This is a genomic window from Flavobacterium sp. I3-2, from assembly GCF_013389595.1.
Taxonomy (GTDB): Bacteria; Bacteroidota; Bacteroidia; order Flavobacteriales; family Flavobacteriaceae; genus Flavobacterium.
Window position 1 is genome coordinate 2,018,491 of sequence record NZ_CP058306.1, and the last position, 21,656, is coordinate 2,040,146.

Genomic DNA, 21,656 nt, shown 5'->3' on the forward strand with positions numbered 1-21,656 from the left:
TTTATTTGGGAGCGTTTTTTTTATGGCGTTCGCTCACAAAAACTCCTTACGTCGTTTTTGCAACGTCGCGTCTTTCGCTAAATCTTTTGCTTCACTTCGTTCCACAAAAGGATATCGCTTCAACCGCTAACGCAGTTCAGTCTAGTGTCTAAAATCAGAAGGATTAAAGTTGTCATCAACTCCGACAGAGTTCGAAACTCTGTCGGAGTTTACTAATATCAACCTGCGAGGTTTTTGAAATCTTGTAGGTTTATATTTTGTTCTAAAACTAAGCGTGTCATATTGTTGCGCAGCTTTCGGTAAAAACTACCGCAAGAGTTTGCTAATTCCTAAGCAAGAGTTTGGTAATTCCTAAGCAGGAGTTGGATAAAACCAGCGCAGGTTTTCAAAATCGTGTAAGGTTATATTTATTTGAATACATGATATTCATATTCTGTTAAAACATTAAGTTTGTTTTGAAATGTGATTTGTGTATCTGAGGTTAAATAAAAACCATCAATCCTGCAAAAGGGATGGAAGCTCTGTTTGAGCTCTTTTACAAAATTCATTTTGGAAAAGCGAGTGCGAACAGCCCGACCTGTAACGCAGTGGAAGGATTTGCTATAACCCCCCAAAAAAATCAGTCAACTAACAAGCTGACTGATTGTATTTATTTTTCTTCTTTTTGTCCCATCATCATTAAAAATGCTTTCAAGAACGGTTCAAGATTTCCGTTCATTACGCTGTCGACATCACTGGTTTCGTGTTGTGTACGCACATCTTTAACCAATTTATACGGATGCATGACATAGTTTCGAATTTGAGAACCCCATTCAATTTTCATTTTATTGGCCTCAATTTCATCACGTTTTGCTTGACGTTTTTTTAACTCAATTTCAAACAATTGCGATTTAAGTAATTGCATGGCTTTGGTTTTATTATCGAGCTGTGAACGCGTTTCCGAGTTTTCGATAATAATTCCAGTTGGATGGTGACGCAAACGAACTGCAGTTTCTACTTTGTTTACGTTTTGTCCACCAGCTCCGGATGAACGCATGGTTTCCCAAGAAATATCTGATGGTAATATTTCAATTTCAATCGTATCATCTGCCAAGGGATACACATAAACCGAAGCAAATGAAGTATGACGCTTGGCGTTACTATCAAAAGGCGAAATTCGTACCAAACGATGAACGCCATTCTCTCCTTTCAAATATCCAAATCCATATTCGCCTTCAAACTCTAAAGTTACCGTTTTAACTCCAGCAACTTCACCTTCTTGAAAGTTTAGCTCTTTAATTTTATAACCATTTTTTTCGCCCCACATCAAATACATACGCATTAACATGGCAGCCCAATCACAACTTTCGGTACCACCAGCACCAGCAGTAATTTGTAAAACGGCACTCATACTATCACCTTCGTCTGAAAGCATGTTTTTGAATTCCAAATCTTCAATGGTATTTAGGGCATTATCATATTGCTCAGTAACTTCTTCTTCAGAAATGTCACCTTCAGCAAAAAACTCTAAACCAATTTGAAGTTCTTCGATTTCGGCCGTAGCTTGATTAAAACCTTCAACCCATTTTTTCTTTGAACGAATATTTTTTACGATAATTTCAGCTTCTTTGGCATTGTTCCAAAAATCAGGAGCGTAAGTTTGTTCTTCTTCGTTTGTAATTTCGATTAATTTTTTATCGATGTCAAAGATACCTCCTTAACGCACCAAGGCGATCTATAAGGCTTTTGACCTGTTCTGTTGTAATCATTTTAATTGTTTTTTACAAAAATAACTATTTATAAACGCGAATGAAATTTATTTCGTCATAATAATCGTAACTTTATATAAACTTTTGAAATTATGAAGAAAATTGTTTTTTTAATATGTTTCTGTTTTGGAATTTTATCTTGTGCTTCACAAGCTGAGAAATCTGTAATCGATAATGGAAAAACTAAAATTGAAAAAGGAAAAATTACCATTTCAAATCCTGAATTAGAATATGAAATTATTATTTTTGATATTGGATTTGAACCGTGGCTACAAGCTCGTGGAAAACAACGCAGATATTATGATTTAGCATTTTTAGAAAATAAAAATAGAATTTGGGTTACTACTTGGAATAGTAGAAGTCGTTCTGGAAAACCAGGTTATGATTATACGATTGATTATAATTCAACTACAAATTATGGTTATGAAGTGAATTATATGCTTTATAATTATCTTTTATATTGGCAAGAAACGAATAATGTGAAATTAAATTAAATTTTAAATACGTATATTTGCTTAGAATTATTTTAAATAAGAAATGGCAAGTTTAAAAGAACGTTGGGGCGTAACCTCAAATTTTCAAATTGTTATAATTTTTATTGTTTTTGCAATTACAGGATCTACTTCTGCTTGGATAACAAAACCTATATTAGAATTTTTAGGCATAACAAAACAAGATTTTCATATTGTACCATATTGGATTTTACGTATTGTTTTAATCTTACCCGTTTATAAAGTAATCTTAATTATTATAGGAACTATTTTTGGACAACATACTTTCTTTTGGAATTTTGTAAAGAAAATGCTTTTTAGAATGAAATTAGGTTTCTTGTACGGAAAGCAAAAAAATAAATAGCCATCTATATTGAATTCAGATGGCTTTTTTTATAAATCGAAGTTACATATTTTAGAAAAATACTTTTTAGAAAAGTTTAAAATCTAATCAAAAAAGATACGAGTTTACTATTTTTTAAATCTAAAAATTAAATAAGTAATTATAATTTAATTAGAAGTTAATATAAAATCCGATTAAAAATTTTATATTTATCATACCTTAGAAATAACTATATTTGTCTAACAAAAAGCATGCATACCTATGAGTTTTTTCAAACGTCTATTTTCATCAGAAAAAAAGGAAACTTTAGACAAAGGTTTAGAGAAATCTAAAACCAGTTTTTTCTCTAAACTATCAAAAGCAATTGCGGGTAAATCTAAAGTTGACGACGAAGTTTTAGATAATTTAGAAGACATTTTAATTTCTTCTGATGTTGGAGTGAACACAACTTTAAAAATCATCACTCGAATTGAAGAACGAGTTTCTCAAGATAAATATTTAGGAACTGATGAATTAAATCAGATTCTTCGTGAAGAAATTTCGGGTTTACTTTCTGAAACCAAATCTGGCGAAAGTACCGAATTTGAAATCCCAAAAGATAAAAAACCTTATGTTATTATGGTTGTTGGAGTTAATGGTGTTGGTAAGACAACGACCATCGGAAAATTAGCTTATCAATTTAAAAAATCTGGTTACAATGTTGTTTTGGGAGCTGCAGATACGTTTCGTGCCGCAGCAATCGATCAATTACAAATTTGGGCAGATCGAGTTGGTGTACCAATTGTTCGTCAACAAATGGGAAGTGATCCTGCTTCGGTTGCCTTTGATACTTTAGAATCGGCAGTTGCTCAAAACGCAGATGTTGTTATTATTGATACCGCTGGTCGTTTACATAACAAAGTTGGTTTAATGAACGAACTTTCGAAAGTTAAACGTGTGATGCAAAAAGTGATGATTGATGCTCCGCATGATGTTTTATTAGTTTTAGATGGTTCAACTGGTCAAAATGCTTTTGAACAAGCCAAACAATTTACAGCTGCTACCGAGGTTTCTGCTTTAGCGGTAACCAAATTAGACGGAACTGCAAAAGGAGGCGTTGTAATCGGGATTTCTGATCAGTTCCAAATTCCGGTAAAATATATTGGTGTTGGTGAAGGTATTGAAGATTTACAAGTTTTCAATAAATATGAATTTGTTGATTCGTTTTTTAAATAATGAAAAATATATTAAAATTAATTCCATTGGCACTTTTAGTTATTTCTTGTAATTCAAAAGTTTCTCCAGAAGAATTAAATAAAATAAACGGTTATTGGGAAGTTACTCTTGTAGAAACTCCAGATGGCGAAGATAAAGAATACGGAATGTCAACAGTTGTTGATTATATCGAGCTTAAAGATAATTCGGGATTTCGTCAAAAAGTCGTTCCACAGATTGATGGAAAATATTTAACCAACGAAGTTAAAGAATTGATTACCGTAAAAGATTCTGCTTCGTCAACTTACTTAGTTTATAAAACCGATTACGCGAATTGGACAGAACAAATAATTAAAATTTCAGATGACGTTTTAGTTACCAAAAACGACCAAGATTTTACATATCATTACAAAAGATTTGAACCTATTAAAATTGAATAATGTCTAAAAAATTTAACCCAAACAGTCGCATTAAAGAAGAAACTTCAATAAGTGATGTTTTAAAGGTTTTTATTCAAGGCAATAAGTTAGAATCTGGAATTGACAAACTAAATGTAAAAGAGGCTTGGATTAATTTACTTGGTCCTGGAATTGCAAATTACACTCTAGATGTTGTTTTAAAAAATAATACGTTATATGTTGCTTTATCTTCGGCTGTTTTACGTGAAGAATTAAGTTACGGAAAAGATAAAATTATAAAAATGATTAACGAAGAACTTCGAAAAGAAGTGGTTAAAGAAATTATTTTAAGATAAAGATTTGCATTAGCAAATCTTTTTTTTTTATTTATTGTTGTTTATTTTTATAATATTTTGTTATATTTATTAAAAATTTCACGATATGATAAAAAAAGTACTTTCAATTGCTACATTGTGTTTTGCTTTAACTTTACAAACACAAGTAAATGCTCAGAATTTAAAATCTGAAGCTAAGTTTTGGATAAAAGGTTCAGATGCAAAATCTGCTGTAAACTTGAACGGAAATTATCCTTTATCGGAAGATAATCAAGGTGCAATTATGACGCAACTTGGAGAAAATCATTCAAATTTTTATATTGTATTTCAATCATTCGACGCGAATGCAGTAGATTTGGCTGATATGAATATGAAATGTTACCAGCAAAAAATTACAACACAAAATATAAATCCTCAAAGTTTAGATGTTCCGTTGTCAGAGAAAATTCAAACAGGAGCAATATTAAAATATGGATTTAATTTAGGTAATTATAAGGTTACAGATGAATTTATGTTGGTAAACAATGATAAGGATAGAACTTATATCTATGAAATCATTTATATGAACAAAGAGTTTACAGATATAGATCATAAATATTTACAAACGTATTTATCTTTGAAATATGGAATTTCTTTAATAGATAATAATAACTATTTATCTAATGAAAATGTGGTTTTATGGGATAATAGTTATGCACCTGAATTTAATAAAAATATTATTGGTTTAGGTAAATCTAATTTTTATGATTTTAATCAAAATTCATCAATCAATTCTGTAGATAAATTATTGACTGTTTCTTCTAATTCTTTGAGAAATGAAGAATATGTTTTGATTGGAAATACTGCAAAAAGTAATCGTTTCGAAAATAGTGGAAGCGAAATGGTTTTAGATAAAACGTATTTAGCTCAAACTGCTTCAGAAAGCGAAGAAAATGTTACATTGACGTTTAATAATTCGTTGTTAGAAAATTTTGATACTTCAAAGATGGTTTATTTAACAATTAATAACGATGTGAAAATCAAAGGAAATGTTGATAAAAATGCAATTGTTTTCAATGATGTTATTTTAAATTCAAATGGTTCTGGAAAAGATTTACTTTCGTTGTCTTATGACTTATCTTCAGTTAAGGCTGAGTTAGCAGAAGCTTGGTTCTTGAATGATCGCGGTGAAATCACGATTAAACCGGAAATAAAAGCAGACAAAAAATCTGATTACACAGTTGCTTGGTATGTTAATGATAAACTAATTTCTAACAAAAAAGATTTAGTTACAAATAAAACAGGAGTTTATGAAATGAGAGTTACTTCTAATAATGTGACAAATTCTTATGAAACTAATGTTTATAATAAAATCGATGGAAAAGTTTCAAATGAAATCACTGTTTATCCTAATCCAGTAACTGCAGGTCAAGATTTCAAAATTTCGTATAACTTGACATCTGAATCTAACGTAGAATTATATGTTTATCAAATGAATGGTAAGTTGGTTGATCAACGAACATTAGGACGTTTTAATCAAAACGAATTCAATTATAAGCTTGATTCTTCAGGAGTTTATATTCTAATCTCAAAAGTTGATAGAAAAGCAAATATCAATAAAATAATAGTTAAGTAAGCATAAAAAAGCGAGGTTCTTGAAAACCTCGCTTTTTTATAATGTATCGTTATTATCTCTATTTAAAATATCGAATTCTTTCTTGTACATTTCATGTCTTGGGTCGAATTCATCAATTGGTAAACAATTTTTTTCGTAAGTTCTGATAATTTCCAATAGATCGAATTCATAAAGTTCTAAATATAAATCTGCAGTAGCTTTCTTTCTATCTTTTCTAATAATTTTTTTGAAATTTTTTACGTTTTTGACTAACTTTTGATTGTAATCTATAGCTGCTTTTTTACGTTCAGACTTGTCTTCAATTCTATTGATATAAAATTTGTCAATTAATTCTTTTGTTTCAGGACAATCTCCAAATAATTCATAAACCGTATTGTAGTTTTTATTGTTTTTTCTTTTAGATCTTCGTTCTGCTTTTTTTGCTGAATAAGTTTTCTCTTCTTCAATATAGGTTTTACTTAAAGTTAATTTTTTATCTTTATTTTCTATCAAAATTGATCCATAAGCATCCGGAGTTCCAATTTCAAATAAAAACGGATAAATTGCAAATAACTTTCTAATTGGATAAATAGTACCATAAGTATTAATCGATTTTCCTTTAGTAAGTGAAGGTAAAAGAGATTTGTTTTCTTTTTTTCTTTTTTTACCATAAAAATTCTCACCAGACATTGCAACATATTCAGTAGTTTTTGTTACGCCATCTTTAGTGGTTTGAGATATGGAAACTCTATCAATATCTTCAAAAAGAATTTTTTCAAATTTTTTAGTTCCATTTGGTTTGATTTTTACATTATCCACAGAGCCTCTTCCATTCCAAAAATAATTTGGGATATCATTACTAAAAAGAGATTTGATATAAATTAAAGGATCAACTCTATCAAATATCGGTGCGGTATAAAAATTTTTTACGTTCCCCGTTATTTTTGAACCATCTTTTTTATAAACAACTCCTATTTTTTTAGTTCTTGAATTACTTTGCGCAAAAGTTGATAAAGAATTTGAAAGTGTTAAAAAAGAAAATAAGAATAATAAAGTAATTTTTTTCATTAGTTAATTTACGGTTAATTAGTTGGCAAATATAAAAGAAAAATGTTACGTTTTTAAACACTTTAAAACATTTAAGTGATAGGTTTTTTTGTATTTTTGATATCATAAAAAATTGATGTAAATGGAAGAAGAATTTGTGGTTCTTGTTAACCAAAATGACGAGCAAATTGGTTTGATGGCAAAACTAGAAGCACATGAAAAAGCATTACTTCATCGAGCTTTTTCTGTATTTGTATTAAACGAAAAGAATGAAATTATGTTGCAGCAACGTGCAAAGGATAAATATCATTCTCCTTTATTATGGACAAATACATGCTGCAGTCATCAAAGAGAAAACGAATCGAATTTAGAAGCAGGTAGAAGACGTTTAAAAGAAGAAATGGGATTTGAAACATCTCTGGTAGAGCTTTTTTCTTTTATTTACAAAGCGCCTTTTGATAATGGTTTAACAGAACATGAATTTGACCATGTGATGATAGGTTATTATAATGACGAACCTGTGATTAATAGAGAAGAGGTTGAATCCTGGAAATGGATGTCAATTGAGAATGTTAAATCTGATATGCAAATAAATCCAGCAATATATACAGAATGGTTTAAAATTATTTTTGAAAAATTTTATCATCATATCGAAGCTCAAAAAAGATAAATTATGAAAGTTACTGTTAGCAGAAAAGCCCATTTTAATGCTGCGCATCGATTGTTTCGAAAAGATTGGTCTGATGAAAAAAATCAAATGGTGTTTGGTAAATGTAATAATCCAAATTTCCATGGTCATAACTACGAATTAATTGTTGAAGTTACTGGAAATGTCAATAAAGAAACGGGGTATGTAATTGACATGAAAATTCTAAGCGATATTATTTATGAAGAGATTGAAGTCGCTTTTGATCACAAGAATTTGAATTTAGATGTACCAGAATTTACAGAGTTAATTCCGACTGCCGAACATATTGCTTATGTTATTTGGAATAAAATTAGAAAACGAATTGAATTAAAATACGAATTAAATATAATTCTGTATGAAACTCCTAGAAACTTTGTTTCATATTCTGGTTTGTAAAACAATTAACAATCTTTACGAAAGATTTTCGTAACTTGCACTCTTGTTTAAACGGCAACGAAAAAAAATAATTAGAAGTTATTAATTTGAATTCAAATAGCAACAATATAAATATATTAGATTCTAAAGAAGTATTTATTGCTTATCCTTTATTATTTAAACCCATTCTTAAAAATAGAATTTGGGGAGGAAATAAATTAGCTACTTTAGGAAAAGAATTAACATCAGAAACGACTGGAGAAAGTTGGGAGCTTTCAATGGTAGAAAATGATTTGAGTGTAGTAGCAAATGGCTTATATACGAATGAAACCATAAAAACGTTAATTGATAATTTTTCAGTAGAAATTTTAGGTGATTCAATTACAAAGAGATTTGGAAAACAGTTTCCTTTACTTTTTAAATTTTTAGATGCCAAATCTGACCTTTCTATTCAATTACATCCGAATGATGAACTTGCAAAAAAAAGACATAATAGTTTTGGGAAAACCGAAATGTGGTACATCATGCAAGCCGATGAAAATGCTAGAATTATTTTAGGTTTTAAAGAAAATTCGTCGTCAGAAGAATATCTAGAACATTTAGAAAAAAAATCACTTCCAACGATTCTAAAAGAATACAAAGTAAAAAAAGGCGATGTCTTTTTTATAGAAACCGGAACAATACATGCCATTGGTGGTGGAATTTTACTTGCAGAAATTCAACAAACTTCTGACATCACTTATCGTGTTTATGACTGGGATCGAGTTGATGAAAACGGAAATTCTCGCGAATTACATGTCGATTTGGCTTTAGAAGCGATTAACTATCAAAAGCAAAATCCGGAAATAGTTCATTCTAAAACAGAAAATCAAGAAAACAGATTGGTTTCGTGTGATTTTTTCACAACAAATCTAATTCCTTTAAACGGAGCTTTAGGCATAAATAAATCGAATGAATTATTTTATGTGTACATTTGCACCGAAGGAAATTTTGAAATAGTGTACAATTCTAAAACTTTAAAATTTAAAAAAGGTGATACTATTTTAATTCCAGCTGAACTTAAAGATTATACTTTAAAAGGTGAAGCAACATTATTAGAAATATTTATTAAATAATTTAAATTACCATATCATGGCAAATGTTAGAACATTAAAAAAAGATATCAACTTTGTTTTAGGAGATATCATTGAAGCAGTTTACATCTGGGAAATGTCTACTACAGGAAAACCAACAGAAGCTTCTTCTGCAATTATTGATGAGGCTATTGAAAAATTTGACGGATTGATCGTGAAAATCAATCAAAAAAATGTTGAAAATAAAAAAGCACATTTCAAACAAATTTATTCAGAATTAGAAGAATCTGCTAATCAATTAGTTGATAAAATCAACGCATTGTAGTTAAAAAAAATGACTAAAAAATTTACGCTAGCGCTTGTAGAATCGAAAAACCTTCCTATATTTGCAACCGTAAATGAGTCGCCGGTGTAGCTCAGTTGGCTAGAGCAGCTGATTTGTAATCAGCAGGTCGTGGGTTCGAGTCCCTCCATCGGCTCCAAGTTCTTAAACTTGCTTGAAAAAATTAAATTGCCTCTATAGCTCAGTTGGCTAGAGCAGCTGATTTGTAATCAGCAGGTCGTGGGTTCGAGTCCCTCTAGAGGCTCTTTTTAAGAGTAATTGCCTGTGTAGCTCAGTTGGCTAGAGCAGCTGATTTGTAATCAGCAGGTCGTGGGTTCGAGTCCCTCCATAGGCTCAATTTTTTCAAGTTTATTTTGCCTCTATAGCTCAGTTGGCTAGAGCAGCTGATTTGTAATCAGCAGGTCGTGGGTTCGAGTCCCTCTAGAGGCTCTTTTTTAAGAGTAATTGCCTGTGTAGCTCAGTTGGCTAGAGCAGCTGATTTGTAATCAGCAGGTCGTGGGTTCGAGTCCCTCCATAGGCTCTAAAGCTTCTGTTTTTCAGAAGCTTTTTTTTATGTTTACATTTTACAAGTTGAAATTGTATTTGTTTAATCTCGAATTATAAGTTAAAAAAAATGAGCTCGATTTTTCGAACTCATTTTTTATTGATAATAATTTTATTACATTGAATCTTGTTGCATTCTCATTGACCATTCCAACATATCATTTTGATAATTATCATAACCATAAATCGCAAAAATATAAATTGTAATAATCAAAGATATTGCACTTAAAATAAGACCAATAATACATAATATTTTTCCTGTATTTAAGGTGCTAAGACCTTTGTATTGACTAGGATTGGCATTATATAATTTCATGTCCTTATTTGTTAAGACAATACCAATAATTCCAAAAATTACTCCAACTCCGTAGAAACAACATCCTAGGATGGATAAAATTCCCATAATTAATACAGGTGTAGAGTTTGGTAAGTTTTGTTGAATAACAAAATTGTCGTTTTGTTGATTTTGATAAGGGTTAAATTCCTGATTTTCCATAGTTAGTTTGTTAGTAAAAATGAATATTTGTAAAAATATGAAATTATCATAATTGTAGCATTAAAAATAGCTAAAAAAATTAACATTTTATTATAATTTCTTTTCTTATCAACGAAGTGTAAAAAAACAATGATAAAAAAGAGAATGGTTGTGTAAATTGCTGGATACATTTTAAAAGCTGCACCAAAATCACCTTGTAAGATAAGCATAATTGCACGTTGAGTTCCACATCCAAAACATTCGATACCGAATATTTTTTTATGAACGCATGGCAACATATATTCTTCCATAACTAGAATTTTTTCTTACAATTTTACGAAAAATAATGGATTTTGAAAGAATTAAATTTAAATTTGAGATTTAAAAAAAACTATGAAATATATACTAGGAATTGTAGCAACATGTTTGATGATTTGGTCTTTATTAGATAAAGAAAATCAAGAGTATAAAGTTTATGTTCAGGTTGTTGCGGTTGCTCTTTTTTTCTTCGTAATGATGCGTTTGATGGACAAAATGCCTAGCAAAAATGAAGAATCAAATGAAGACGATAATTTTAAAGAAAAGGATGAAGATGATAAAGAACGAATGGAATAAAGGTGATAAAGTGGCAGTTTTAGATGACGCGATGGAAGGTGTTATTTTAGCTGTAAAAAAAGATGAAATTACTATCGAAACGACTGATGGTTTTGAATTGGTTTTTAAGGCAAATGAATTAATCAAACTTGGAGATACTTCTGAAATTGCCCAAGCTAGTAAATATTCAGATATTGAAAAAGCTAAAATTCAAAAAGTAACTAAAAATCATCATAAAGTAAATAATGAAAAAAAATCTAAAAAAGAAGATTTTGTTTTGGAAATTGATTTACATATTGAAAAGTTGGTTAAGAGTTTTAAGCACATGAACAATTTTGATATTTTAAATTTACAAATTGATACAGCGCGCGGGCAATTAGAATTTGCTATTAAAAATAGAATTCCTAGAATTGTTTTTATTCACGGAATGGGCGAGGGGGTTTTGAAAGAAGAATTAGATTTTCTTTTCGGAAGATATTCAGAAATTTCATATCAAGATGCTAATTATAGAAAATATGGTTTAGGTGCTACTGAAGTTTTTTTAAAGCAAAGTTCTCTTTTATAGAAAACTTTGCTTTTTTATTTTCTTATAAATCAATTTCTCCTAAAGCTATTTCGTTGATCAAGATGATTAGATTTGACAACGAATTCGATTTATGCTGGGGAATAACATGTTTTTTAGCAGCAGCGTAAAAAATATCATCTTTCTCTCCTGCAATTGCAAGGTTTGTTTTTATTTCTTGCCAAGTACAGCTTATGGCATCTTCCATTACATCTCTACTCGTAATGCCATTGTTTGTGATGACAAGTCCATATGAACTTCCAAAAAAAGGCTTGTCAATCATAGCGTATTTTATATCCGAAATTTGAAACTTTTCTGCAAATTTTAAAATTAACTTTTCATTTTCTGTTAAGCTTTTTAAATCATTCTGAAGGTTTAATTCTTTTATTCTATCAGAAATATTACTTGCTTTTTTTATTTCTAATGGAAGTGTATTTTCATTTTTCAGTTCAGTTAAAATGATTTCAAGAGTATTTTCTAACGCATTTTTAAATCCATTAAAAAAAGTTTCGTCAATTTTCATTGTACTCTTTTTTTTGAAAATTGTCAATGCTTCATCTGCAATTTGTTTTGAATTGCTTTTCATCGAAAAAAGAATAATTGTTGCGTTTTCTTTTTCAAATAAAACACTAATGTCAGTTTCGATTAAAATTCTAAAATTAGTTATTACAAATCCTAACGTGTCTCGTTTATTCGAAAAACGACTTTTGGCATGTACACCTATATAAGTTAAAACTTCTTCATTCGGAAGTTTTTCAACTGCTTCTAAAACTTGCTTTTTTGCAAGCTCAATTATCTGGGCATTATCGTCCCATACAGGGTGTTTAGAATCTGTTATAAACGTAAGTTCTTGAATTGATGAATCTGCATTTTGCAGAAAATGATCTAGTTTGATTTTAATAGTATTCATTAATAATAAGTTGGTTTTATAAAATATAATCCAAAGATATGTTTTTTGTTATTAATAATGAATTTGTAAATAAAATTTATTTTTACTATTATTTTTTTTAAATATATAAGAATTTTTGTTTTTTTTTGTCAATTCATTTTGTGTGGTACAAAAAAAATCGGTTCAACCGATTTTTTTTATTTATGTGCAATTACAGAAATTTCAACATTCACATCTCTTGGTAATCTTTCAACTTGAACACATTCTCTAGCAGGAGCAGTTTCCATGTTAAAGTAGCTTCCGTAAATTTCGTTTATTAAACCGAAGTTGTTCATGTCACGAATAAAAATGGTTGCTTTAACAACTTGTTCAAAAGTGAAACCTGCATCGGTTAAAATAAATTTCAAGTTTTCCATAACTTGTTTTGTTTCATCTTGAATTCCTGAAGTAACCAAAGTTTCTGTTGCTTGATTGAATGGAATTTGACCTGAAACAAATAATAAATCTCCAACGGCTACTGAATGATTGTATGGTCCTATTGAAGCAGGTGCTTTAGCTGAGTTGATAATTTTTTTCATATATAATGCTATCTATAAATTCTATCTGCTGCGTTTCGTTTTTCGTATTTGATATCTTGTAAAATTGACGATTTAATACCAATAAAGAAATTCCATTGTTTGTAATAGCCATTTGGAACCCAAGATAAATCAAATCTCCAAGATTTTAAATCTCTTTCAAATCGAATTTGTGTATAAGTGACACCTCTGTTTTTAAAATCGTATCCACTCGAAAATCCAACCCTCCAACCTTCAGATGGTGTTAAATTTCCAGAGAACATGACTGAATTATTTGATATTTGCGAATTTCTATTATTATTGGTGTAAGTAACAGAATAGGCTAACGTCAAATCCCAAGGAATACTATTGTTGTAAAAACCTTTTGAAGTGTTTTTTTCTTCATCTTTTTCGCCAAACATACTCTTTCGTCTATCTGCTAAATCGGTTGCTTGACCAAATAAATCATCAGCACGACCACCGTTCATTACATTTGGATTTTCGTTGTTTTTTTTAGAATCAGAACCTCCAAAAAGGGCGTCTGTACTAGAAAGAGAATAGTTTACGGTTGCGTTTGCACTTGTCATTCTAAACAAACTTCCTCCGTTATCAATGTTCCACATATCGATTCTCTGACCGGCATTATTTATAGCATATGGATCTAATGTTGCTCCTAAGTTAATTTGCATTTTATCTTTTAAAAGTTGTGTTCCTGCACTCAAACGTACTGGAGCTAACTTAAGCGAGTCTGCGGTGAAATTGTAGTTTGTACTTAAATTTAAATTGTTAAGTAACATCACTTTTTTTACTTCATCTGTTTCTTTGTCTTTAACTTTTGCTTCAAGATTATTTCCAAGCGAAAAATTGGCAATGTTACTCATTTGCTTGTTAGGTGTTCCAAAAAGACCTTGTTCAAAACGTGTATATTCATTTATTGTAGTACCTAAAGCATCGATAGCATAAGTGTCGTAATATTGTTCAAAACTTGGAGTATAACTGTATGAAATCGATGGTCTCATGACGTGACGAATTGCTTGAATTCTCGAATTCTCAGAAAAATTAAAAGTACCATAAAGAGTTGTTCCAATATTTGCAGACATGTTGTATTGTCTAAATGCATCAAAACCATTTTGTCTTCTATCTTCAACCTTACCTGTGTTTTCATCGTAATATTTTTTGATGGTATTAAACACCCAAGTTTCAGAATAGTTTACTGATGTTGAAACTGAAAAATATTTAAAAATCTTAAAATTCGTTGAAAGTGGTATTGAATGTTGCATTCCTGAATTCATATTACTAAACATTTCTCTTTTAAAGAAAAGTGAATCAGTTGTATTGATTCGGTTTTCACCTCTTAATGAATATTGCAAGTTGATATTATGAATAAAACCTTTTTTTATTCCTGATTTTGGAGCAAAAGGGAAGATACGGTCAACATTTAATTGCATAGTCGGAAGCGACATATTCACTGATTGTGTATTTGTATTTTGTGAATGTGTAGCAGCTAAACTTAAGTTTACTTGAGGAACTGTTTGGAAATTTTTTGAATACGAAATAGATGATGACAAGGTATTGTTGAGGTTTGCACCAACATTTCGAGTATTTAATGATTGCCTAAAATAGTTACTACTTCCCATATTTACAGAAGCAGAAAATCTCGAGTTAGGATTTGCTTTTGCGTCTTGAGAATGACTCCATTGAATGTTGTATAATTTTGCATTTAAATAATCAGGTAATCCACGTTCGCTTTCAATCAAATTATCATAGCTGATGTTGAAATTTCCGGAATATTTATATCGCTTTGCGTAACTCGAAGTTCCTCTTAAAGCAAAACTTCCGTTGGTATAATAATCTCCTAAAATAGTTAAATCATAATTGTCACTCAATGCAAAATAATAACCACCATTTTGTAAATAATAACCTCTTAGGTTTGTATCTCCAAATGATGGAATTATAAAACCAGATATTGATTTTTCACTCATTGGAAAAAATGCAAATGGTAAACCAATTGGAGTAGGAACATCTTGAATGACCATGTTTGTAACTCCAGTAACCACTTTTTTACCAGGTACAAATTTTCCTTTATTTGTTTTAAAATAATATTCAGGATTGTCAATATCTTCAGAAGTAGTGAAAATAATGTCCTTCATAAAGTAAACAGAATCGTTTTCTTTTTTTGTTTTCGCTGCTTTTATTTTAAATTCGTCATAAGTGGTACGCGTATTCCAAACAATAGCTTTCTTTGTTTCGGTATTAAAACGAATTGAATCTGGTTCGATAACTTGAGAACCTTGTTTAAAAACAGGTCGTTGAGAATAATTTCCTAGACTATCTTTTATACGACCGGCATATAATTCTTTTTTGTCATAATCATATACAATTTTACCAGCTGTTAATTCGTAATCTAAATATTTAAAATACGCTTTGTTATATAAAGTTATTAGTTTCTTTTTTTGATCTAATTTTTCATAATCGACAGCACCTCGACTAACAATTCCTTCTAATTTTTGTTTCTTTTTTTGTGATTTAGAATCATTTTTAATAGTGTCGTTTATAATGGGTGTGTTTTTCTTTATTTTAGTTGTATCTTTCTGAATTTCAATAGGTATTGAAATGTTTTTATTTCGGATTTCTTGACAAAAAGCATCCGAAGTGAATAGTGAAAAGACTATTGTAATAAAAACGATATAGTTTACTTTTGTTTGCAATTTTTTATATGCTATTTTTGTATTCGGTAAGATTTAATTTAAGAGTTCAAACTTACATATATTTTTTTAAATTTAACCTTTAAAGGAATTTAAACATTTTAAAATTTACACATGTTTTTAAAGAAAGTTAGAAAAGTAATAACTGCCTTAGTAATATTTGTTGGAGCTACAGCAAATGCGCAGAACTTTAAAGTAGTTTTGGATGCTGGTCATGGAGGAAGAGATTTTGGTGCCGTTAAGAATAATTTTACAGAAAAAAAGATTGTTCTAGACGTGACATTGAAAGTAGGGAAAATATTAGAAAATGCAAAAAACATCGATGTTGTTTATACGCGTAAAACCGATGAATTTATCGAATTAAAAGAAAGAAGTAATATTGCTAACAAAGCAAAAGGAGATATTTTTGTTTCAATTCACGCTAACTCTGTTAAGAATGCACCGGATGCATACGGAACAGAAACTTTTTTGATGGGTATATCTAAGAATAAATCAAATCTAGAAGTTGCAAAAAACGAAAACTACGCCATCGTTTTAGAAAAAGATTATAAAACGACTTATGCAGGTTATGATCCTTCAAATCCTGAATCTATTATTGGTTTAACTTTGATTCAAGAACAATATGTTTTGCAAAGCGCAGATTTAGCAAATAAAATTCAGACAAAATTTGACATCGATGCCAATCGTAAAAATAGAGGTGTGAAACAAGGTCCATTTTGGGTTCTTCATGGAGCATTTATGCCAAGTGTTTTGGTCGAAGTAGGTTTTCTTTCTAATCTTGAAGAAGGCGAATACCTAAACTCTGAAGCAGGTAAAAATGAAATAGCGCGCTCTATTGCAAATGCAATTATTGAGTATAAAAACGTATATCATTCAAGTGCTAAAACAACACAAGTTACTGCTACTAAAGAAGAAATTCAAAAACAAGAAGATAATAAATTAGAACTTCAACGTAAAGAAAACGAACGAATCGAAGCAATTAAAAAAGAAGCTGAAAGATTAAAAGAAGTTTCAAAAACTGAAAATGCAACAGAAGGCACTCGAACTGTAACAAAAGAATCAACTTCAAAAGTAAAAGATACAGGTGTGATTTTTATGATTCAGATTGCAGCAAGTAGTAAAGAAATTGATACAACGCCTGCGAATTTCAATGGTTTAGAAGGTGTAACTGTTAGCAAAGAGGATAATTTATATAAATATTATTACAATTCAACTTCAGATTATGAAGCTGCACGTACTACTTTAGATAAAATAAGACCAAAATATTCAACCGCTTATATTGTAGCCTTTAAAAACGGAAATAAAATATCTTTGAAAGATGCTTTGAGATAAAAATATTCAAAGAATAAATAAAAACCTTATTTTTGCATAAAAATTAAAATACATATTTTGAAAATATCTAGAGAATTAAAAACAGCCATTTTAGTATTGTCATCGATTGCTTTATTGCTTTGGGGATATAATTTCTTAAAAGGTTCAGACCTTTTCGGAAGCACAACAAAATTCTATGTTAACTATGACAATGTCGAAGGGTTAAGTCCTGGAGCAGCGGTAACTGTAAACGGTTTAGTAGTCGGAAAAGTAAGTAAAATCACTTTTGGTGATTCAGGAAAATTACTTGTAGAAATTTTAATGCACAACCCAATCGAAGTTCCAAAAAATAGTAAAGCCATTATTTATGCACCTGGTTTTATTGGTGGGAAACAAATTGCTATTGATTTAAATTTTACTGACAAAGAAATTGCTAAAGATGGTGATTTTTTAGTTGGCGGAACCGAAGCCGGAATGTTAGATAGTTTAAGCGAAAAGGTTGAGCCAATCACGCATAAATTAGATTCTGTTTTATATAATGTAAATAAATTAGTTGTTTCACTTAACGCAACTTTAGACCCTGCAACGCAACAAAATCTTAAAGATGCTATTGGTGAGTTAAATCAAACAATGGCAAATGCAAACGGAATTACTAAGAAATTTGATAATATCGTTTCATCTAATCAAGGTAAAATTGACGGAATTATGACTAACTTCAATGCAACCTCAAAAAATTTAAATACTTTATCTACCGATTTAGCTCAAGCAGATTTAAAAGCAACTATTCAAAAATTTGATAATGCTGCTAAAAATCTAGATAAATTATTAGCTGATATCGAAGCTGGAAATGGTAATGTAGGTAAATTAATGAAAGATGAAGCTTTGTATAATAATTTAAATAAAGCATCAAAAGAATTAAATCTTTTATTAGAAGATGTTAAATTAAATCCAAATAGATACATTAATATATCTGTTTTTGGTAAAAAAACGGCACCTTATGTAGAGCCAGCTTCTTCGGGAGAATAATCTACATTAAACCAACAAAACAAAAAACAACAATTAATTTATTACACGAATGCAAATTTTAAGCAGTATTTTATTTATAGCTTTAGCTGTAGTAGGTATTTCTTTTTTCGCAATCAATGCCAAAAAGATTTATCGAAACATCAAGCTAGGTCAATCTGTAGACAGGACTGATAATCCATCTGAACGATGGAAAAATATGCTACTTATAGCTTTTGGACAAAAGAAAATGTTTTCGCGTCCAATTCCTGCGCTTTTACACTTAGCGATTTATGTGGCTTTTATCATTACTCAAATTGAATTGATAGAAATTTTTATCGATGGAATTTTTGGAACACACCGTGTTTTTAAAGATTCGTTAGGCCAACTTTACACATTTATCATCAGTTTAATTGAGCTTGTTTCATTAGGAGCTTTAATTGCTACAATTGCATTTTTATCAAGAAGAAATTTACTTAAACTTCCTCGTTTAAATAAAGAAGAACTTTTAGGATGGCCAAAAAAAGATGGTAATATCATTTTAATGATGGAACTTGTTTTGGTGTTTTGCATTTTTACAATGAATGGAACCGATGAAGCTTTATATAATATGGGAGCTTCTCATTATGCCAACGGAACTCAAGGTTCATTCGGTTTTGCAATTTCACAGCATTTAGGTCCAGCTATTTTCGGATCTATGTCTGAAGGAACATTACATTTCTTAGAACGCGTAGGTTGGTGGGGACACTTTGCAATGGTTTTAGCTTTCTTAAACTATTTGTATTTCTCTAAACACTTACATATTTTATTAGCTTTCCCAAATACGTATTTTGCAAATTTACGTCCATTAGGACAGTTAGATAATTTACAATCTGTTACAAACGAAGTTAAGTTAATGATGGATCCAAATGCTGATCCGTTTGCTGCTCCTGCACCAGATGCTGATGCAACTCCTGCAAAATTCGGAGCTTCTGATGTACAAGATTTAAATTGGGTTCAATTATTAAATGCGTATTCTTGTACAGAATGTGGTCGTTGTACTTCATCTTGTCCGGCAAATATTACAGGTAAAAAATTATCTCCTCGTAACATCATGATGAAAACGCGTGATCGTTTAGAAGAAGTTGGTAAAAATATCGATGCAAATAAAGGAACTTTCATTGATGACGGAAAATCTTTATTAAACGATTATATTACTCCAGAAGAACTTTGGGCTTGTACAAGTTGTAATGCTTGTGTTCAAGAATGTCCAATCGAAATCAGTCCATTATCAATTATCATGGATATGAGAAGATTCTTAGTAATGGAACAAAGTGCGGCACCAATGGAATTAAATACCATGATGACAAACATTGAAAACAATGGAGCACCTTGGCAATACAATCAAATGGATCGTCTTAATTGGAAAGACGAAAATTAATCAATCGAATTTATATCACTTAATATAAAGAATATGTCAGAAAATTTAATAGTGCCTACAATGGCCGAAATGATGGCAAAAGGAGAACAACCTGAAGTTTTATTTTGGGTAGGATGTTCTGGAAGTTTTGACGATAGAGCAAAGAAAATAACAAAAGCATTTGTACGAATTTTAAATAGAGCAAACGTTTCATTCGCTGTTTTAGGCGCTGAAGAATCTTGTACAGGTGACCCAGCAAAAAGAGCAGGAAATGAATTTGCTTTTCAAATGCAAGCAATAATGAACATTCAGGTTTTCGACGCTTATGAAGTGAAGAAAATTGTAACTGCATGTCCGCATTGTTTCAATACTTTAAAAAATGAATATCCTGAATTAGGCGGAAAATATGAAGTGGTTCATCATACTGAGTTCTTAAAGTCATTATTAGAATCAGGTAGATTGACTATCGAAGGTGGTCAGTTTAAAGGAAAAAGAATTACTTTTCATGACCCTTGTTATTTAGGTCGTGCAAATAAAATTTACGAAGCACCTCGTGATTTAATTCAGAAATTAGATGCGGAGTTGGTTGAAATGAAACGTGCTAAAGCAAACGGATTATGTTGTGGAGCTGGTGGTGCGCAAATGTTTAAAGAGCCAGAAAAAGGTACTAAAGATGTAAACATGGAGCGTACGGATGATGCACTTGAAGTGAAACCAGATATCATTGCAGCAGGTTGTCCGTTTTGTAATACCATGTTAACTGATGGTGTGAAGTTTAATCATAAAGAAGGTGAAATTCAGGTTTTAGATGTTGCTGAATTAATCGCTAATGCACAAGATTTATAAAATGAGATCTTTACTTCTTTTTTTATTATGTTGTAATTTTGCTCAAGCTCAAAAGCTGACTAAAATTGAATTGTTAGGGGCAATTTCTGAAGATTTCTGTAATCAAGTTTCTGATTTGGATGTGAAAATTACCAACGAAGGTATGTTGGGGATTTATATGTTAAAATCAATTGGTAAATATCAAGATGAAGTTACCTATCATTTTGGAGAAGATTTTTTTTCTGACCAATCTGGAATGCAAGGAATCGGAGAAGAATTAGGCATGCACATGGCGTTGAAATGTCCTCATGTTTTTGCTGATATTTTTGAAAACGATACAACCGAAATCGAAACAAGTTATTTGAGTGTTTCAGGAAAAATTAGTAAAATTCAAAAAGGAGAATTCTTAACCTTTACGATAAAAGAACCTTCAGGAAAAAGTTCTGAATTTATTTTATTTAATAATTTTGAAACGGCTTATTTATTGACTGACGGAATTTTAAAAAATAACGACCAAATCGAAGTTTCGTATTATGTATCTGAAATTTATAATGCTAAAATTGGTCGATATATAAATTACAAAATTGTTTCATACATAGAAAAAATATAAATATGTTTATTCCATTTGAAGAATTACCAAAGAGTTCAAAAATTTGGATTTACCAATCTGAAAGAAAATTGTCAGATGAAGAAGTTCAAGAAGCAGACATTGTTTTAAAAAAATTTGTCGAAAGTTGGGCTGCTCATAGTACACCTTTACAAGCCTCTTATACTATAAAATACAATCGTTTTATAGTTTTGGCTGTTAACCAAGAAAATCATCCTGCTTCTGGATGTTCAATTGATGCATCTGTTCGCGTAATTCAAGAATTAGAACAAAAGTTTAAAGTTGATTTATTAGATAAGATGAATGTTACCTATAAAACGGGTGAATTCATTGCGCATAAATCACTAATCGATTTCAAAAAAATGGCTAAAGAAAAAGCTGTAAACGGAAACACAATTGTATTTAATAATCTTGTGAATACGATTGAAGAGTTTGATGAATTCTGGGAAGTTCCGGCATCAGAAAGTTGGCATAGTCGATTTTTTTAGAGTTTAATTATTTCTTAAAATATTATTATAATCATCTTCAAAAGCTTATTTTTGAAGATGATTTTTTTTAAAA

General features: G+C 30.2%; 25 protein-coding genes and 5 tRNA genes. 23 read left to right on the forward strand and 7 right to left on the reverse strand.

The genetic code is table 11. From position 1 onward, the window contains the following. Positions 1-649 precede the first annotated feature (649 nt). Positions 650-1,748 (reverse strand): peptide chain release factor 2 gene (prfB, locus tag HW119_RS09455; RefSeq protein ID WP_177763796.1). Its coding sequence is split into 2 segments (ribosomal slippage): positions 650-1,684 and positions 1,686-1,748, totalling 1,098 coding nucleotides; the frame shifts between segments, so codons are not numbered across the junction. A gap of 92 nt (positions 1,749-1,840) precedes the next feature. Between prfB and HW119_RS09460 the strand changes: the two genes are divergently transcribed. The 6 genes from HW119_RS09460 to HW119_RS09485 all read left to right on the forward strand — a co-directional run bounded on the left by HW119_RS09460 (position 1,841) and on the right by HW119_RS09485 (position 6,124). Further along, positions 1,841-2,242 (forward strand): DUF6146 family protein, encoded by a 402-nt coding sequence (locus tag HW119_RS09460; RefSeq protein WP_177763798.1) that lies wholly within the window; start codon positions 1,841-1,843, stop codon positions 2,240-2,242. A gap of 43 nt (positions 2,243-2,285) precedes the next feature. After that, the gene (locus HW119_RS09465) at positions 2,286-2,603 is read left to right on the forward strand and encodes a DUF6787 family protein (RefSeq protein ID WP_177763800.1); all 318 of its coding nucleotides are present in this window, start codon (positions 2,286-2,288) and stop codon (positions 2,601-2,603) included. Between the two features lie 240 nt (positions 2,604-2,843). Continuing rightward, entirely contained in the window at positions 2,844-3,797 is a 954-nt protein-coding gene (gene ftsY, locus HW119_RS09470) for a signal recognition particle-docking protein FtsY (RefSeq protein ID WP_177763802.1), read from the forward strand. Continuing rightward, positions 3,797-4,216, forward strand: a complete 420-nt coding sequence (locus tag HW119_RS09475) for a lipocalin family protein (protein ID WP_177763804.1) — start codon at positions 3,797-3,799, stop codon at positions 4,214-4,216. The genes ftsY and HW119_RS09475 overlap by 1 nt, the downstream gene beginning before the upstream one ends. Further along, positions 4,216-4,530: a DUF721 domain-containing protein gene (locus HW119_RS09480; protein ID WP_177763806.1), complete on the forward strand. Its 315-nt coding sequence runs from the start codon at positions 4,216-4,218 to the stop codon at positions 4,528-4,530. The genes HW119_RS09475 and HW119_RS09480 overlap by 1 nt, the downstream gene beginning before the upstream one ends. Before the next feature lie 85 nt (positions 4,531-4,615). Further along, positions 4,616-6,124 (forward strand): T9SS type A sorting domain-containing protein, encoded by a 1,509-nt coding sequence (locus HW119_RS09485; RefSeq protein WP_177763808.1) that lies wholly within the window; start codon positions 4,616-4,618, stop codon positions 6,122-6,124. A 36-nt stretch (positions 6,125-6,160) separates the two neighbouring features. On the opposite strand, the gene HW119_RS09490 is transcribed toward HW119_RS09485, so the two are convergent. Further along, on the reverse strand, positions 6,161-7,171 hold the full coding sequence (locus tag HW119_RS09490; protein WP_177763810.1) for a hypothetical protein: 1,011 nt from the start codon (positions 7,169-7,171) through the stop codon (positions 6,161-6,163). Positions 7,172-7,292: 121 nt separating this feature from the next. Between HW119_RS09490 and idi the strand changes: the two genes are divergently transcribed. The 9 genes from idi (at position 7,293) to HW119_RS09535 (ending at position 10,149) form a co-directional block, all read left to right on the forward strand. Next, the gene (idi, locus tag HW119_RS09495; protein ID WP_177763812.1) at positions 7,293-7,820 is read left to right on the forward strand and encodes an isopentenyl-diphosphate Delta-isomerase; all 528 of its coding nucleotides are present in this window, start codon (positions 7,293-7,295) and stop codon (positions 7,818-7,820) included. 3 nt (positions 7,821-7,823) lie between these two features. After that, the gene (locus HW119_RS09500; RefSeq protein WP_177763814.1) at positions 7,824-8,234 is read left to right on the forward strand and encodes a 6-pyruvoyl trahydropterin synthase family protein; all 411 of its coding nucleotides are present in this window, start codon (positions 7,824-7,826) and stop codon (positions 8,232-8,234) included. 86 nt (positions 8,235-8,320) lie between these two features. Next, positions 8,321-9,328: a type I phosphomannose isomerase catalytic subunit gene (locus tag HW119_RS09505; protein WP_255497852.1), complete on the forward strand. Its 1,008-nt coding sequence runs from the start codon at positions 8,321-8,323 to the stop codon at positions 9,326-9,328. Positions 9,329-9,344: 16 nt separating this feature from the next. Further along, positions 9,345-9,611 (forward strand): hypothetical protein, encoded by a 267-nt coding sequence (locus tag HW119_RS09510; protein WP_177763817.1) that lies wholly within the window; start codon positions 9,345-9,347, stop codon positions 9,609-9,611. An 80-nt stretch (positions 9,612-9,691) separates the two neighbouring features. Next, positions 9,692-9,768, forward strand: a tRNA-Thr gene (locus HW119_RS09515). Between the two features lie 31 nt (positions 9,769-9,799). Continuing rightward, positions 9,800-9,873: transfer RNA gene (locus HW119_RS09520), tRNA-Thr, on the forward strand. 16 nt (positions 9,874-9,889) lie between these two features. Continuing rightward, a tRNA-Thr gene (locus tag HW119_RS09525) sits at positions 9,890-9,963 on the forward strand. Between the two features lie 21 nt (positions 9,964-9,984). Next, positions 9,985-10,058, forward strand: a tRNA-Thr gene (locus HW119_RS09530). Positions 10,059-10,075: 17 nt separating this feature from the next. Further along, positions 10,076-10,149, forward strand: a tRNA-Thr gene (locus HW119_RS09535). Between the two features lie 138 nt (positions 10,150-10,287). Here HW119_RS09535 and HW119_RS09540 read toward each other — a convergent pair. Both HW119_RS09540 and HW119_RS09545 read right to left on the reverse strand, forming a co-directional pair. Beyond that, positions 10,288-10,668 (reverse strand): CCC motif membrane protein, encoded by a 381-nt coding sequence (locus HW119_RS09540; protein ID WP_177763818.1) that lies wholly within the window; start codon positions 10,666-10,668, stop codon positions 10,288-10,290. A 2-nt stretch (positions 10,669-10,670) separates the two neighbouring features. After that, positions 10,671-10,958, reverse strand: coding sequence for a DUF2752 domain-containing protein (locus HW119_RS09545; protein WP_177763820.1), 288 nt, complete (start codon positions 10,956-10,958; stop codon positions 10,671-10,673). An 82-nt stretch (positions 10,959-11,040) separates the two neighbouring features. Between HW119_RS09545 and HW119_RS09550 the strand changes: the two genes are divergently transcribed. Both HW119_RS09550 and HW119_RS09555 read left to right on the forward strand, forming a co-directional pair. After that, a complete protein-coding gene (locus tag HW119_RS09550; protein ID WP_177763822.1) occupies positions 11,041-11,262 on the forward strand; it encodes a hypothetical protein in 222 nt (73 codons plus the stop codon). Continuing rightward, entirely contained in the window at positions 11,240-11,806 is a 567-nt protein-coding gene (locus HW119_RS09555; protein ID WP_177763824.1) for a Smr/MutS family protein, read from the forward strand. Before HW119_RS09550 ends, HW119_RS09555 begins: the two co-directional genes overlap by 23 nt. Positions 11,807-11,828: 22 nt before the next feature. On the opposite strand, the gene HW119_RS09560 is transcribed toward HW119_RS09555, so the two are convergent. The 3 genes from HW119_RS09560 to HW119_RS09570 all read right to left on the reverse strand — a co-directional run bounded on the left by HW119_RS09560 (position 11,829) and on the right by HW119_RS09570 (position 15,954). Continuing rightward, positions 11,829-12,713, reverse strand: coding sequence for a hypothetical protein (locus HW119_RS09560; protein WP_177763826.1), 885 nt, complete (start codon positions 12,711-12,713; stop codon positions 11,829-11,831). Positions 12,714-12,889: 176 nt separating this feature from the next. Then, a complete protein-coding gene (locus tag HW119_RS09565; RefSeq protein ID WP_177763828.1) occupies positions 12,890-13,270 on the reverse strand; it encodes a Rid family detoxifying hydrolase in 381 nt (126 codons plus the stop codon). An 8-nt stretch (positions 13,271-13,278) separates the two neighbouring features. Further along, on the reverse strand, positions 13,279-15,954 hold the full coding sequence (locus HW119_RS09570) for a putative LPS assembly protein LptD (RefSeq protein ID WP_177763830.1): 2,676 nt from the start codon (positions 15,952-15,954) through the stop codon (positions 13,279-13,281). A gap of 111 nt (positions 15,955-16,065) precedes the next feature. Between HW119_RS09570 and HW119_RS09575 the strand changes: the two genes are divergently transcribed. From HW119_RS09575 to HW119_RS09600, 6 genes are read left to right on the forward strand one after another with little or no spacing between them, the layout of a single operon-like run. Beyond that, on the forward strand, positions 16,066-17,283 hold the full coding sequence (locus HW119_RS09575; RefSeq protein WP_177763832.1) for an N-acetylmuramoyl-L-alanine amidase: 1,218 nt from the start codon (positions 16,066-16,068) through the stop codon (positions 17,281-17,283). Between the two features lie 57 nt (positions 17,284-17,340). After that, complete coding sequence (locus tag HW119_RS09580) at positions 17,341-18,288, forward strand: MlaD family protein (protein ID WP_177763834.1); 948 nt, start codon at positions 17,341-17,343, stop codon at positions 18,286-18,288. Between the two features lie 49 nt (positions 18,289-18,337). Then, entirely contained in the window at positions 18,338-19,684 is a 1,347-nt protein-coding gene (locus tag HW119_RS09585; protein ID WP_177763836.1) for a (Fe-S)-binding protein, read from the forward strand. A 33-nt stretch (positions 19,685-19,717) separates the two neighbouring features. Then, positions 19,718-20,509, forward strand: coding sequence for a (Fe-S)-binding protein (locus HW119_RS09590; RefSeq protein WP_177763838.1), 792 nt, complete (start codon positions 19,718-19,720; stop codon positions 20,507-20,509). A gap of 1 nt (position 20,510) precedes the next feature. Beyond that, a complete protein-coding gene (locus HW119_RS09595) occupies positions 20,511-21,098 on the forward strand; it encodes a hypothetical protein (protein WP_177763840.1) in 588 nt (195 codons plus the stop codon). Between the two features lie 2 nt (positions 21,099-21,100). Next, the gene (locus HW119_RS09600; protein WP_177763842.1) at positions 21,101-21,583 is read left to right on the forward strand and encodes an ABC transporter ATPase; all 483 of its coding nucleotides are present in this window, start codon (positions 21,101-21,103) and stop codon (positions 21,581-21,583) included. Positions 21,584-21,656 lie beyond the last annotated feature (73 nt).